Source organism: Gordonia lacunae, from assembly GCF_002149015.1.
GTDB lineage: Bacteria > Actinomycetota > Actinomycetes > Mycobacteriales > Mycobacteriaceae > Gordonia > Gordonia lacunae.
Map to the genome: position 1 here is coordinate 1 of NZ_NGFO01000056.1, position 15,416 is coordinate 15,416.

9 protein-coding genes are annotated in these 15,416 nt (G+C 70.0%); all 9 read left to right on the top strand.

What is annotated here, in order from left to right:
* The first annotated feature begins 183 nt into the window (after window positions 1-183).
* Window positions 184-2,001, top strand: coding sequence for an aspartate--tRNA ligase (gene aspS, locus CA982_RS25320; protein ID WP_086537855.1), 1,818 nt, complete (start codon window positions 184-186; stop codon window positions 1,999-2,001).
* Between the two features lie 97 nt (window positions 2,002-2,098).
* Window positions 2,099-5,584, top strand: coding sequence for a transglutaminase family protein (locus CA982_RS25325; RefSeq protein WP_086537856.1), 3,486 nt, complete (start codon window positions 2,099-2,101; stop codon window positions 5,582-5,584).
* On the top strand, window positions 5,581-8,286 hold the full coding sequence (locus CA982_RS25330; protein WP_086537857.1) for a circularly permuted type 2 ATP-grasp protein: 2,706 nt from the start codon (window positions 5,581-5,583) through the stop codon (window positions 8,284-8,286). The genes CA982_RS25325 and CA982_RS25330 overlap by 4 nt, the downstream gene beginning before the upstream one ends.
* Entirely contained in the window at window positions 8,283-9,188 is a 906-nt protein-coding gene (locus CA982_RS25335; RefSeq protein ID WP_086537858.1) for a transglutaminase family protein, read from the top strand. Before CA982_RS25330 ends, CA982_RS25335 begins: the two co-directional genes overlap by 4 nt.
* Window positions 9,189-9,336: 148 nt before the next feature.
* Entirely contained in the window at window positions 9,337-10,515 is a 1,179-nt protein-coding gene (locus CA982_RS25340) for a hypothetical protein (protein ID WP_167383397.1), read from the top strand.
* 7 nt (window positions 10,516-10,522) lie between these two features.
* On the top strand, window positions 10,523-11,908 hold the full coding sequence (locus CA982_RS25345) for a replication-associated recombination protein A (RefSeq protein WP_086537860.1): 1,386 nt from the start codon (window positions 10,523-10,525) through the stop codon (window positions 11,906-11,908).
* Window positions 11,909-12,044: 136 nt separating this feature from the next.
* The gene (gene alaS, locus CA982_RS25350) at window positions 12,045-14,756 is read left to right on the top strand and encodes an alanine--tRNA ligase (RefSeq protein WP_086537861.1); all 2,712 of its coding nucleotides are present in this window, start codon (window positions 12,045-12,047) and stop codon (window positions 14,754-14,756) included.
* The gene (gene ruvX / locus CA982_RS25355; RefSeq protein WP_086537862.1) at window positions 14,756-15,217 is read left to right on the top strand and encodes a Holliday junction resolvase RuvX; all 462 of its coding nucleotides are present in this window, start codon (window positions 14,756-14,758) and stop codon (window positions 15,215-15,217) included. The genes alaS and ruvX overlap by 1 nt, the downstream gene beginning before the upstream one ends.
* A gap of 16 nt (window positions 15,218-15,233) precedes the next feature.
* A partial coding sequence (locus tag CA982_RS26770) for a hypothetical protein (RefSeq protein ID WP_425269111.1) occupies window positions 15,234-15,416 on the top strand: 183 nt, incomplete at its 3' end.

Genomic DNA, 15,416 nt, shown 5'->3' on the forward strand with positions numbered 1-15,416 from the left:
GACGTTGCCGGTGTCGATCGATCCGCTGCCTTGGAAGGTCACGCGGCCATTCTGGCACGATCGGCACCCGCCCTCGGCGCAGTCGCGGAGGTATGCGATTGACGGCCGGGGGCGCGGATACGGCACCATGGACACCTGGTCTGCGTTTCTGCCGGCCGTTTTCGACTCCTGGAAGGATTCTCAGTGCTCCGCACGCATTCCGCAGGTTCGCTGCGCCGCGCCGACGCGTCGCAGACCGTCACCGTCGCCGGGTGGGTCGCACGCCGTCGCGACCACGGTGGCGTGGTCTTCATCGACCTGCGCGACGCCACCGGACTGGTCCAGGTGGTCTTCCGCGACGAGTCGGTCGCGCCGGCCGCCCACCGTCTGCGCGCCGAGTACTGCGTCGCGGTGACCGGTGTGGTCGAGGTGCGGCCCGAGGGCAGCGAGAACCCCAACCTGAGCTCCGGCGAGATCGAGATCAACGCCGTCGAGCTCGAGGTCCTCAACGAGTCGGCGCCCCTGCCGTTCCAGCTCGACGAGTCGCCGGGCGAGGAGGCGCGCCTGCGTCACCGCTACCTCGACCTCCGCCGTGAGGGCCCGAGCGCGGCCCTGCGTCTGCGCTCGAAGGCGAACGCGGCCGCGCGCGGAGTGCTCGCCGCGCACGACTTCACCGAGATCGAGACGCCGACGCTGACCCGGTCCACGCCCGAGGGTGCGCGTGACTTCCTGGTCCCGGCTCGCTTGCAGCCGGGCACGTTCTACGCCCTGCCGCAGAGCCCGCAGCTGTTCAAACAGCTGCTGATGGTCGCAGGCATGGAGCGCTACTACCAGATCGCGCGCTGCTACCGGGACGAGGATTTCCGGGCCGACCGGCAGCCCGAGTTCACCCAGCTCGACATCGAGATGAGCTTCGTCGACCAGGACGACGTCATCGCGGTCGCCGAGGAGATCCTCGTCGCGCTGTGGAAGCTGATCGGTGTCGACATCTCGACCCCGATCCCGCGGATGACCTACGCCGACGCGATGCGCCGATTCGGTTCGGACAAGCCGGACCTGCGCTTCGGGATCGAACTGGTCGAGTGTGCGGAGTACTTCCGCGACACCCCCTTCCGGGTGTTCCAGGCCCCGTACGTCGGCGCGGTCGTCATGCCCGGCGGTGCGTCGCAGCCGCGTCGCCAGCTCGACGCCTGGCAGGAGTGGGCCAAGCAGCGCGGCGCACGCGGCCTGGCATACGTGCTGATCGCCGACGACGGGACCCTCAGCGGACCGGTCGCCAAGAACCTCTCCGAGGAGGAGCGTTCCGGCCTGGCCGCTCATGTCGGCGCGAAGCCCGGCGACTGTGTGTTCTTCGGTGCGGGAGAGGTCAAGTCGACGCGCGCGCTGCTCGGTGCCGCCCGCGGCGAGATCGCCTCGAAGCTGGGCCTGATCAAGCCCGACGACTGGGCGTTCACCTGGGTCGTGGACGCGCCGATGTTCGAGCCGGCAGCCGACGCGACCGCGTCCGGCGATGTCGCACTGGGACATTCGGCCTGGACCGCGGTGCACCACGCCTTCACCTCGCCCAAGCCGGAATCGATCGACGCCCTCGAGTCCGATCCCGGATCGGCCCTGGCCTACGCGTACGACATCGTGTGCAACGGCAACGAGATCGGCGGCGGATCGATCCGTATCCATCGCCGGGACGTGCAGGAGCGCGTCTTCGAGATCATGGGCATCGGCCACGACGAGGCCCAGGAGAAGTTCGGCTTCCTGCTCGACGCCTTCACCTATGGCGCACCGCCCCACGGCGGCATCGCCTTCGGCTGGGACCGCATCACCGCACTGCTCGCCGGTGAGTCGTCCATCCGCGAGGTGATCGCCTTCCCGAAGTCGGGCGGCGGCGTCGATCCGCTGACCGACGCGCCCGCGGCGATCACGGCGCAGCAGCGCAAGGAATCGGGGATCGATGCCAAGCCCGCACCGCGGGGCGGCGCCGAGCAGAAGGGTGCCGACAAAGACGCGGAGACCACCTCGGACTGAGCCGAAATGCGGTGGCCGGACGTGAGTTCGGCCACCGCCATCCGCTCGTGGTGCTCGCCACCCGGCGCCTGCCGGTCATCTGTGATGAGATCCCAGCATGACGATCAAGGTCGCACTCGAGCACCGGACGGTGTACTCGTTCGATCGGCCGGCCAAGATCTACCCCCACGTCGTCCGCCTGCGTCCGGCGCCGCACTCGCGCACTCCCATCGAGGCCTACTCGCTCACCGTCGAGCCCGGTGCTCACTTCCTGAACTGGCAGCAGGATGCGTTCAGCAATTACCTGGCGCGCCTGGTCTTCCCGGAGCCCTCTTCCACCCTCGGCATCACCGTGAGTCTCGTCGCGGACCTCACCGCGATCAACCCGTTCGACTTCTTCATCGAGGAGTCCGCCGAGTTCTACGGGTTCGACTATCCCGCCGAACTACGACGCGACCTGGAGATCTTCCTCCGGCCCGCCGGTGTCACGGACGGCGAATTCGCCGGTGCGCCAGTTCATCCGGAGATCGCCAAGTTCGCGGCGAAGCACCGGCCGGCCGGTCGTACGCGGGTCATCGACTTCCTCGTGCGGCTCAATGCCGCGGTCCGCGACGCCGTCGGTTACACCGTCCGTCTCGAGGCGGGCGTGCAGTCGCCGGAGTACACGCTCTCCAGCGCCATCGGATCCTGCCGCGACTCGGCCTGGTTGCTGGTCGCCCTCCTGCGTGAGCTCGGGTTCGCGGCGCGTTTCGTCTCCGGCTACCTCGTCCAGCTGACCTCCGATGTCAAGGCCCTCGACGGACCGTCGGGTCCCGACGCCGACTTCACCGACCTGCACGCGTGGACCGAGGTGTATCTCCCCGGAGCCGGCTGGGTGGGCCTGGACCCGACGTCGGGGCTGTTCGCCGGCGAGGGTCACATCCCGTTGGCGGCCACCCCGCATCCGGTCGGTGCCGCGCCGATCACCGGATCGACCGGTCCGTGCCACGCGACGCTCGACTTCACCAACACGGTGACCCGCTTCCATGAGGACCCGCGGGTCACGCTGCCCTACACCGCGGAACAGTGGAACCGGGTGACCGATCTCGGCGCGCTGGTCGACCGGCGGATGGTCGACAACGACGTGCGCCTGACGATGGGTGGCGAGCCCACGTTCGTGTCCATCGACAACCAGACGGATCCGGAATGGCGGACCGCCGCGGACGGTCCTCACAAGCGGCTGCTGGCCGGGCGGCTGGCCGGTCGTCTGCAGAAGGCGTACGCGCCGAACGGCCTGATCAGGCGCAGCCAGGGCAAGTGGTATCCCGGCGAACCGCTGCCGCGCTGGCAGCTCGAACTGATGTGGCGCAGTGACGGTCTGCCGATCTGGCGGGACCCGGGTCTGCTCGCCGACCCGTGGGCGACGCCGGAGCAGTGCGCGGCCGCCATCGAGACCGAGACCCACGGCCCGGACCCGGAGACCACCGGCGATGCCGGTCCGGCGCGGGAACTGCTCATCGAGTTCGCGGCGGCGCTCGGGCTCCCGGCCGCCCAGGTGGTGCCGGCGTATGAGGACCCGCTGGTGCGGATGCGCGAACTCGCCGCGATGCCACCCGGTGACCCCGGTACCGACCCCACTCTCCCCGCCGCGCGCGCCTTCGCGCAGGCCGACATCACCGTCGACGCCGATTCCACGGATGGCGAGGACGACGAGAGCCTTGCGCCGGCCGCGGATTCCGTCGCACGCAGGCGTGCGCTGATCGCCCGGCTCGACGCCGCGGTCACCGCGCCGAGCGCCCACCTGCTGCCGTTGAGTCGCTCGGAGGATCGGACCTCGTGGCAGAGCGCGGAGTGGACGACCCGGCGGGGGCGCATCGTGCTGACCCCGGGCACCTCGCCGGCCGGACTGCGCCTGCCGCTCAACTCGCTGTCGTGGGGTCCGGCTCCGACGCTCTTCGAAGCCGACCCGTCCGCGCGCCATGACGACCTGCCGGCCGACCCGTCGACGGCGTTGGGTCACACCGTGCGCGACGTCGACCCCGCCCAGTTCCTGCCGCGCACCGCCCTGGTCGCCGAGGTGCGCGGTGGCGTCGTCGGTGTGTTCATGCCGCCGACCTCGACCCTCGAGGAGTACCTCGCGATCATCGAACTCGTCGAGGACGCCGCGGCCGCGACGTCGACGCCGGTCGTCGTCGAGGGGTACGGACCGCCCGCCGACCCGCGCCTGGTGTCGTTGTCGGTCACGCCGGATCCGGGTGTCGTCGAGGTCAACATCCAGCCCACCGGGAGTTTCGCCGAGCAGTCCGACTTGCTCGAATCGCTGTACGACCATGCGCGACACGTGCGTCTGGGCACCGAGAGTTTCGACCTGGACGGCGGTCACGGTGGGACCGGCGGCGGTAACCACATCACCCTCGGCGGCGTCACGCCCGCCGACTCACCGATGCTGCGCCGACCCGACCTCCTGGTGTCGATGCTGACCTACTGGCAGCGCCATCCCGCGTTGTCCTACCTCTTCTCCGGTCGGTTCATCGGCACCACGTCACAGGCACCCCGCGCCGACGAGGGCCGCGAGTCGGCGCTCTACGAACTGGAGATCGCCTTCGCCGAGATCGACCGGCTGGCGGTCACGGATGCCGTCGGCGGGCGGTTCGACGGGGCGCCGCCGAATCCCTGGGTCACCGACCGGGCGCTGCGGCACCTGCTGACCGACATCACCGGCAACACCCACCGGGCCGAGTTCTGCATCGACAAGCTCTACAGTCCCGACTCGGTGCGCGGGCGGCTGGGTCTGCTGGAACTGCGGGCGTTCGAGATGCCACCGCACCATCGGATGGCGATGGTGCAGTCGCTGCTCGTGCGCTGCCTCGTGTCGTGGTTCTGGGAGAAGCCCTATCGCGCCCGGCTGATCCGGCACGGTGGTGACCTGCACGGCAAACACCTGTTGCCGCACTACGTGATCGCCGACATCGCGCTGGTCGCCGAGGAACTCCGCGAGGCCGGGTATCCGTTCGAGACCGCCTGGCTGGACCCGTTCACCGAGTTCCGCTTCCCGCGACTGGGAACCGTGCAGATCCGGGATCAGGAGATCGAGCTGCGCGGTGCCATCGAGCCGTGGAACACGCTGGGGGAGGAGTCGACCGGAACGGGCACCGCCCGGTATGTGGACTCGTCCGTCGAGCGGGTGCAGGTGCGGGTCCTGGGTGGCGAGGATGACCGGTACCTGTTGACATGCAACGGGTTTCCGATCCCGCTGCGACCCACGGGGCGCACCGGGGAGCGCGTCGCCGGGATCCGGTTCCGGGCCTGGCAGCCGCCGAGTTCGCTACACCCGACGATCACCATCGACACCCCGCTCACCTTCGACCTGATCGACACGGTCAACGGGCGTTCGGTGGGCGGCGCCACCTATCACGTCGTCCATCCCGGCGGACGCGCCTACGATCGTCCGCCGGTCAACGCGGTCGAGGCCGAGTCGCGCCGCAACGGGCGGTTCGAGGCCGCCGGGCACACCACCGGCACCGTCGACGTCGGGCTGTTGCGCGAGCGACAGTCCCGGCAGGCCATCGACTTCGGGGTGCCCGGAATCCTCGACCTCCGGCGGGCACGTACAGTTCTTCGGTGATCTCTTCGCCGGGCGACGCCTCCGCGGTGTTCGACCGCTACCGCGCCGCGGGCCAGACCCTCTTCGACCCGGACCGGCCGGTCGACGCCTACGACGAACTCCTCGAACCCGGTGGGGCGATCCGCCCGGCGTGGGCGGATCTGGCCCGTGTCTACCGGTTGCGCGGCACCGACCGGCTGCGGGATTCCGCGGCCCGGCTGGCGGCCGCGGTGAGCGACGACGGCGTGGTCTACAACGAGTTCGACGGCCACGACACCGTCACCCGCGACTGGGAGGTCGACGCGGTACCGCTGGTCGTCGACGGCGTCGAGTGGGCCGAACTGGAGAAGGCCGTCACCCAGCGCTCGATGCTACTGGACCTGCTGCTGCGCGACCTCTACCGCGACCAGAAGACGATCGCCGCCGGACTCGTCGCACCCGAGATGGTCTTCGGGCATCCGGGGTACATCCGCAAGGCGGCGCGTCTCGAGGTCGCCGGGCCCCATGCGTTGTTCCTGCACGCGGTCGACATCTCGCGCACGGCCGGCGGCGACTTCGTCGCCTACCGTGACCGCACCCAGGCGCCGTCGGGAATCGGCTACGCGATCGTCGGGCGCCGGCTGATGTCGAAGACCTTCCCGCAACTGTTCCAGGCGTGCGCGCCTCGGCCGATGGCCAACTTCGCCGGCATCATGCGCCTCGCGCTCACCGAATACGCACCGCCGGGGGTCGATGACCCGACCGTGGCGGTCCTGAGTCCCGGCAGTATGTCCGAGACCGCCTTCGACCAGGCCTACCTCGCCTCTGTTCTCGGCTTCCCCCTCGTCGAGGGCGCCGATCTCACCGTCCGCGACGGTGCGGTCTACATGCGGTCGCTCGGTCGGTACAAGCGCGTGGACGTGTTGTTGCGACGGGTCGACGCCGCCTACGCGGACCCGCTGGACCTGCGGACGGATTCCCAGCTCGGTGTCGCCGGTCTGGTCGAGGCGATCTCGCGCGGCACGGTGACGGTCCTCAACACCCTCGGTTCGGGAGTGCTGGAGAACCCGGCTCTGCACACCGTGCTGGAGCGGCTGGCGCCGGTCCTGCTCGACGAGGCGCTGAAACTGGGTTCGGTCACCACGCACTGGGCGGGAGACCCGCTGCAGCGCAGTCTGATCCAGGACCGGATGGCGTCCCTCGTGCTGACCAACACGTGTACGGGAGAGGAATTCATCGGCCCCTTGCTCGCCGCGTCCGAGCGCACCGACCTCGCGGCGCGGGTCGAGGCGCAGACCTGGCAGTGGGTGGCGCGCGAGCTGGAGGCGTTCTCGGTGGCCCCCACGGTCACACCCGGCGGTGCTCCGGGCGGCCCGCAGGCGACGCTGCGTGCGGCGCCGGTGTCGGTGCGCGCCTTCAGCGTCGCGCAGGGGCCCGGATATGCGGTGATGCCCGGCGGGCTGGGTGCGGTCCTGGCCGACGGAGTGGAGGGTGCCGCCCACCACGTGGTGGCCGCCAAGGACGTCTGGGTCACGAGCACCGAGGTGGGCGGCCATGTCTCGCGCCGCTCGGAGACGCGCGCCGAGCCGGCCGCCGAGGTCGTCGCGGGCGCCACGGCGGGCCGTCCGGTGACCCGCGAGTACTCCGACGTCGCGGCCGCGGCCAGTCCGCGCGTCCTGGCGGACCTGTTCTGGCTGGGCCGCTACGGCGAGCGGACCGAGCTCGTGACCCGACTGGCCAAGGTGTCCCGCGAGCGCTATCAGGACTTCCAGTACCGGCCGTGGATGTCCGGCACACCGGCGGTACCGCGGCTGCTGCATGCTGTCGCCACGGTGACCGGCACCGCGCGCTACCTCGACACCGCCGGGCTGCTGATGTCGGGGTCGGACCGGCCGCCGTCGCCCGAGCAGGTGAACGAGGCGATCGAGAAGATCGCCGACCTCACCGTGTCGCGGTCGGTGCCCGGGACCATCGCGTATTCGATCGACCGGCTCATCAGTACCGCCCGGGCGGTCCGGGACCAGATGTCGACCAGCACCTGGATGGTGCTCGCACCGGTGGAACGCATCATGGCGAGCACGACCCGGCTGGTCGTCCGGTCGCGCACCGACGCGGGTGGCGGCGACGCCGCGCTCGACCTCGGTCCCGACCTGGCCCGCGCGCACGACGAGATCCTGCACGGCGTGCTGGCCCTGACCGGTCTCCAGGCCGAGTCGATGGTGCACGACCCGGGCTGGATGTTCATGGATGTCGGCCGGCGCATCGAACGGGCGGTGACCCTCGCCGACCTCACGCTCGCGATGTTCGCCGACGCGCAGGACACCGACGTCGAGCAGACGCTGCTGGAGTCGTACCTGGTGGCCAACGAGTCGTCCGTCATCTACCGGCGCCGCAACCGCGGTCTGTACCAGCCGGCGAGCGTCGCCGAGCTGCTGCTGTTCGACCCGACCAATCCGAGATCGATGATCTTCTCGCTGGAGCGGATGAACGCCGACCTCTCGTCCGTACCGGAGACCCTGCGGTCGGCGGGGGCCGAACGCGTCGTACAGGAGATGATCGCCGAGCTGCGGCGCGGCGACCCCGCGGACCTCGTGCACGTCGACGCCGACCGGCGACGCCCCGAACTCGTCGAATTGATGACGACGTTGCGCACCGGTGCACGCGAGCTCTCCGACCTGCTGACCCGGACCCGGTTCGCCACCCCGCGCCAGGCGCGACCGATCTGGGCCGGTGGGGAATCGTGAGTTCGCGCACCTACCGCGTCATGCACCGGACCACCTACACCTACGACGACGACGTGTCGTCCTCGTACGGGCGCTGCCACCTCACGCCGCGCGACCTGCCGGGCCAGCGGGTGCACTCGACGTCCCTGGAGATCGAACCCGAACCCGACGACCGGTCGACCGGGATCGACGTCTACGGCAACCACGACAGCTACTTCCACGTGCGGACCTCGCATCGCGAGCTCACCGTGACCGCGCGGTCCGTCGTCGAGGTGGATCCCGTGGACCCGGGCGTGCTCCTGAGCCCGGCTGCCCGGATCCCGTGGGAACAGGCACGTCCGTCGCTGGTCGACGGCCGGGAGAGTGCCCTGGCCGCCGAGTTCGTCCTGGACCTCGAGCGGCCGGAGATCACCCCCGCGGTCCGCGAATACGCCGCCGGGGTCTTCACCCCGGGACGTCCGCTGGTCGAGGCCGTCACCGAACTCACCTCGCGGATCTTCGCGGACTTCACCTACCGGTCGGGGTCGACGGCCATCACCACCCGGGTCGACACCGTGCTGCAGCGGCGGGAGGGCGTCTGCCAGGACTTCGCGCGCGTCGCGATCGCCTGCCTGCGTTCGCAGGGCCTCGCGGCGAGGTACGAGTCGGGGTATCTCGCGACCGAGCCGCCGCCCGGGACGGAGAAGGTCTTCGGTGCCGATGCCAGCCACGCGTGGGCGGCGGTCTGGATGCCCGACGGCCGCTGGCTGCCCTTCGACCCGACCAACGACAAGCTGGTCGACGAACGCCACGTCACGGTCGCATGGGGACGCGATTACGACGACGTGCCGCCCCTGCGCGGGGTCATCTACACCGACTCCACCAAGAGCCGGATCGATGTGTCGGTGGACGTGAGCCCGGCGAACGGTCCCACGCAGGGCTGAACCGGGCAAGGTTCGGCAACCCGTGCGGTAACCCGCTGTGCCACAGCGTGTTCGGTACCCATTCTGCTGACGGGCCAATCGTGACGTGGTACAGATGAACGAACGGTGCTGTTGCGACCTCGTTGCAACGGGTAGGTTGGTGGGCGACATGACGGTCATTACGGAAAGCCGCATCACCAGCGTGGTGCGGGCGGCAGAGGCGCTGCTGTCACACCGCGCCGGATCAGCTGTGGTCCTCGATGATCCCGAGGACCTCGGCGGCAGCGGCCGCACCACGGTGGTGCGGGTCCGGGTCGCGCAGAATCCCCTCAGCCTGGACCGATCGCTCGTGATCAAGGCCCTTCCCGAACACGAGGACCCGCAGGCCTTCCACCGCGAGATCGCCTCGTACAAGTACGCAACCGCGCTGCCGAACGAATCGCGCCCGGGACCGCAACTCATCGCCTCGGACTCCGATCTGCGCATCATGGTGCTCTCCGACCTCGGCCACGGCCGGACGATGCTCGAGTACCTCGCCGGCGTCGACCCCGTCGAGACCTCCCGCGCGGTCAGCGCCTGGGGTCAGGCCCTCGGCCGGATGCACGCCGCCACGGTCGGCGGCGAGGGAGACTTCCTCGCCCTGCTGCGCCGCGGGCCGTCGGGTACGCAGGGGCGCGACATCCTGCGCGACGAGGCGCTCCGGTCGATCGACTCGGTCGTCGGGCACACAGCTGCCCTCGACGTCGTGGTCCCGGACCAGGTCGTGGAGTCGTTGCGGGCCGCGGCGACCCTGTTCGACGAGGGTGACCACCGCGCCTTCAGCCCCTCCGATGTCGGACCCGAGAACATCCTGCTCAACGATGACGGCGTCCAGTTCATGGACTACGAGTGGGGCGGATTCCGCGACGCGACCCTCGACATCGCCTATGCGCTCGTCACCATCACCGCCCAGCTGCCGCCCCGGACCTCCGCCCGCGCCACCGACCTCGAGGTGTCGATGGTGGACGCATGGCGCTCGGAGGTGCACTCGATCTGGCCTGCACTCGCCCATGAGCGGGAGATGCAGCGCAAAGTCCTGCTCGCCCGCCAGCTCTGGGTGTGGCTGTCGACGGTGTGGATGCTGCCGAGTGATCCGGAGGCGACCGATCACGCCGACGCCGAGTTCGATGTGGCCGACTTCGGTGCCGCCGGCTTCACTCACGACTGGGCCCTGCACACCAATGATCCCCGCGTGATCGTCAGCCGCTGGACCGATCTCGCCGCCGCCGCCGGCCGGGCGGGGGACGACGAGATCGCCGTGTTCGCGACCGCGATGGGCGTCGCGCTGCAGCGCATCTGGCTGGCCTGACACGCTCGTGGACGGACTGTTCGACCCACCCGACGATCCTCGGGCAGGCTCTGCCGGGCACGGGAACGCGGGCGGCCTCACCGCGCCGCCGTCCCCGACGGCGCCGCTCGCGGTCCGGATGCGACCGCAGAACCTCGACGAGATCGTCGGGCAGCAACATCTTCTCGGCACCGGCTCGCCGCTGCGCAAGCTGATCAGCGGTTCGGGTGCGGCGTCGGTGCTGCTCTACGGGCCGCCCGGGACCGGCAAGACCACCATGGCCTCGCTCATCGCACGGGCCACCGGCGGCCGCTTCGAGGCACTGTCGGCGCTGTCGGCGGGCGTCAAAGAGGTGCGTGCGGTCATCGACGTGGCCCGGCGCCGGCTCATCGGTGACGCCAAGAACAGCGGTCAGCAGACGGTCCTGTTCATCGACGAGGTGCACCGCTTCTCCAAGACCCAGCAGGACGCACTGCTCGACGCCGTGGAGAACCGCATCGTCCTCCTCGTCGCCGCGACCACCGAGAACCCGTCGTTCTCGGTGGTCGCCCCGTTGCTGTCCCGATCGCTGGTGCTGCAGCTGCGGTCCCTGACCGACGCCGACATCCGCGAGGTGCTGACCCGGGCGGTCGCCGACCCGCGGGGGCTGAACGGCACGGTCGAGGTGACCGACGCCGCCTACGACCACCTCGTCGCGGTGTCGGGCGGGGACGCGCGCCGCGCGCTCACCGCTCTCGAGGCCAGTGCCGATTCGACCGACCGCATCGATCTCGCCGACGTCGAGACCGCGATCGATCGCGCCGCGGTGCGCTACGACCGCGACGGTGACCAGCACTATGACGTGACGAGCGCGTTCATCAAGTCCATCCGCGGCTCGGACGTCGACGCCGCCGTGCACTACCTCGCGCGGATGATCGCTGCGGGGGAGGACCCGCGTTTCATCGCGCGGCGCCTGATGATCCATGCCAGCGAGGACATCGGGATGGCCGACCCGACGGCCCTGCAGACCGCGGTCGCGGCCGCACAGGTCGTCAACCTGGTCGGGATGCCGGAGGCCAAACTGGCGCTCACCCAGGCGACCATCCACCTCGCGACGGCTCCGAAGTCGGCAGGTGTGGTGTCGGCCATCGGCGCCGCCCTCGCCGACGTCGAGTCGGGCAAGGCCGGCGCGGTTCCGGCCCACTTGCGCGACAGCCACTATCCCGGGGCCAAGAAGCTCGGCAACGGCGTTGCCTACCGGTATCCGCACGACGATCCCGATGGTGTTGTGCCGCAACAGTATGCACCGGACGACCTGGTCGGCAGGGACTACTATGTCCCCACCGACCACGGGCTGGAGCGCGAGATCGGCCCGCGGGTCGCGAAGTTGCGGTCGATCGTGCGTGGCGCGGTGTCGAGACGCCGGTCCCGCTGACCGTCCGCCACGACGTTCTCGCCGTCGAGAGTCCCTGCGGTGATCGACGACCCGCCGACGGTAGGCTGGGATGTCGCGACATCAACGGCCGCGACCACCAACGGCTGCGATCACCAACGGCAGGACGAAACCCACAGTGCAGACGCATGACATCCGGAAGCGCTTTCTGGACCACTTCATCAAGGCCGGGCACACCGAGGTGCCGAGCGCCTCGTTGCTGCTCGACGATCCCAACCTGTTGTTCGTCAATGCCGGCATGGTCCCGTTCAAGCCGTTCTTCCTGGGTGAGCAGACGCCGCCCTACTCGCGGGCGACCAGCGTGCAGAAGTGTGTCCGGACCCTCGACATCGACGAGGTCGGCATCACCACGCGGCACAACACCTTCTTCCAGATGGCGGGCAACTTCTCCTTCGGCGACTACTTCAAGCGGGAGGCGATCACCTTCGCCTGGACCCTGCTGACCAACAGCGTCGAGGACGGCGGGTTCGGCATCGACCCGCAGAGGCTGTGGCCGACGGTCTACCTCGACGACGACGAGGCCGAGGCCATCTGGCGGGACGAGATCGGAGTGCCCGCCGAGCGCATCCAGCGGCGCGGGATGAAGGACAACTACTGGTCGATGGGCGTGCCCGGACCATGCGGTCCGTGCTCGGAGATCTTCTACGATCGCGGACCCGAGTACGGCGTCGAAGGCGGTCCCGAGGCCGACGAGGACCGCTACATCGAGATCTGGAACCTCGTCTTCATGCAGAACGTCCGCGGCCCCGGCGGCGGCAAGGACAACTACGAGATCCTGGGACCGCTGCCCAAGCAGAACATCGACACCGGCATGGGCGTCGAGCGCGTGGCCTGCATCCTGCAGGACGTGGACAACGTCTACGAGACCGATCTCTGCAAGCCGATCATCGACCTCGCCGCGGAGCTGTCCGGGCGCGCCTACGGCGCCGGTTCGCACGCCGACGACGTCCGGTTCCGCGTCGTCGCCGATCACGCGCGCACGTCGGCCATGCTCATCGGCGACGGGGTGTTGCCCGGCAACGACGGCCGCGGGTACGTCCTGCGTCGACTGCTGCGCCGGGTCGTCCGGTCGATGCGCTTGCTCGGCGCCGGGAGCGAAGCGAGCGGGCCGGATCGGATCGGTACCGCCGACAGCCGGCCCACCATGGGCACGATCATCGGCAAGGTCATCGACCTGATGTCCCCGTCGTACCCCGAGCTGGAGACCCAGCGTCGGCACATCGTCGACGTCGCGGTGGGCGAGGAGACCTCGTTCTCCAAGACACTCGCCGCGGGATCGAAGCTGTTCGCCGACGCGGCCACGGCCACCAAGAGCGCGTCGCGCACGACCATCACCGGCTCCGACGCCTTCACCCTGCACGACACCTACGGCTTCCCGATCGACCTGACCCTGGAGATGGCCGCCGAGGCCGGGCTCGCGGTCGACCAAGAGGGCTTCACCGCGCTGATGGCCGAGCAGAAGCAACGCGCCAAGGCGGACGCGACCGCCCGCAAGACCGGGCACGCCGACCTCAGCGTCTATCGCGACTTCCTCGACCGCGGACCGACCGAGTTCACCGGCTTCGACGAGCTGGTGTCCGAGGCGCGGGTACTCGGCCTCGTCGCCGACGGCGCCCGGCTGCCCGCCGCATCGGCCGGGCAGGAACTGACGGTCGTCCTCGACCGCACGCCGTTGTACGCCGAATCCGGTGGACAGATGGCCGACGTCGGCACCATCAGCACCGGATCAGGCGTCCGCATGTCGGTCACCGACGTGCAGAAGGTCGGTAAATCGGTCTGGCTGCACAAGGTCCGCATCGACGAGGGCGAGATCGAGGAGGGCGACGAGGTCCTGGCCGCGGTGGACACCGCCTGGCGTCACGGCGCCACCCAGGGGCACTCGGGCACCCACATGGTCCACGCCGCGCTGCGCGAGGTCCTCGGACCCGGCGCGACACAGGCCGGTTCACTGAACCGTCCCGGCTACCTGCGTTTCGACTTCAACGCCAGCGGTCCGGTGACCGAGGCCCAGCGGCGCGAGATCGAGGAGATCAGCAACGCCGCGGTCGAGGCGAACTACCAGGTCAACACCTTCGAGACCGGTCTGTCCGAGGCCAAGGCGATGGGCGCGATGGCGCTCTTCGGCGAGAACTACGGTGATGTCGTCCGCGTCGTGGAGATCGGCGGGCCGTTCTCGATGGAGCTGTGCGGTGGCACGCACGTCGCGTCGTCGTCGCAGATCGGACCCATCACCCTGATCGGGGAGTCCTCGGTCGGCTCGGGCGTCCGCCGTGTCGAGGCGTACGTGGGCATGGACTCGTTCCGGTTCCTGTCGAAGGAACGCGCACTGCTGGCCGGGCTGGCGTCGTCGTTGAAGGTGCCGTCCGAGGAGGTGCCGGGCCGCGTCGAGCAGCTCGTCACCAAGCTGCGCGACGCCGAGAAGGAACTCGAGCGGGTGCGAGCCGAAGCCGCCCGGTCCGCGGTCTCCGGTCTCCTCGACGCCGCGACGACCGTCGGCGCCACTCTCGTGGTCGAGGGCCGGGTGCCCGGCCTGGACGCCAACGGGCTCCGCTCGGTGGTGACCGACCTGCGTGGCCGGGTCGCCGACCGTCAGGCGGTGATCGCGCTCTTCTCGCCGAGCGGTGACGGGCCGGATGCCAAGGTGCCGTTCGTGATCGCCACCACGGCGGCCGCCCGGGACGCCGGGATCAAGGCCGGCGACCTCGTCAAGGAGGTCGCACCGCTGGTCGGCGGACGTGGCGGCGGCAAACCCGACCTGGCCCAGGGTGCCGGAACCGATCCGTCGGGGATCGACGCCGCGCTGACCCGCATCCGCGAGTTCGTCGCCTGATGCCCGACCCGCAACCCCGGCCCGACGCTGCGCCGCGGACCCGAGGACGACTCCTCGGCATCGACGTCGGGAGCGTGCGGATCGGCGTCGCCGTGTGTGATCCCGACGGCATCCTCGCCACGCCGGTCGAAACGGTGCGCCGGACCCCTTCGCGCACAGACGATCTCGACCGGATCGCGGCCCTGGTCGCCGAGTACGAGGCTGTCGGTGTGGTCGTGGGACTCCCGAAGACGCTCAAGAACACCACGGGTACGGCGGCGGAGACAGCACGTGCTTTCGGGGACCGACTCGCGTCCCGGATAGACCCGGTGCCGGTGCAGTGGCACGACGAACGTTTCACGACGGTGACCGCACAGCAGGCACTGCACGCGAGCGGCCGGACCGTGAAGTCCTCGCGCGCGGTGATCGACCAGGCTGCGGCGGTCGCTATTCTTCAGGGGTGGTTGGATGCACGACGGTGAGTCAGGGGAGCCTCCGGTGACCGACGATCGGCGTCGCACACGCCACCGGGACCCCCAGGGGCGTCGCACCGAGGGCATGGATCCGGAGCGTCTGCGGTACTTCACCCAGTCGGCCGAAGGGTCCCCGCACACACGGCATCGGCGCCGCCGGACCGGGCCGGAATCCGCGGACCCCGCCGGTCGCCGGCCGGCCCCGCCC

What these genes read in the sequence shown, in the direction of transcription:
- CA982_RS25325 (WP_086537856.1), top strand. Translation starts at nt 2,099, where the DNA reads ATGACGATCAAGGTCGCACTCGAGCACCGGACGGTGTACTCGTTCGAT.
- CA982_RS25340 (WP_167383397.1), top strand. Translation starts at nt 9,337, where the DNA reads ATGACGGTCATTACGGAAAGCCGCATCACCAGCGTGGTGCGGGCGGCA.
- ruvX (WP_086537862.1), top strand. Translation starts at nt 14,756, where the DNA reads ATGCCCGACCCGCAACCCCGGCCCGACGCTGCGCCGCGGACCCGAGGA.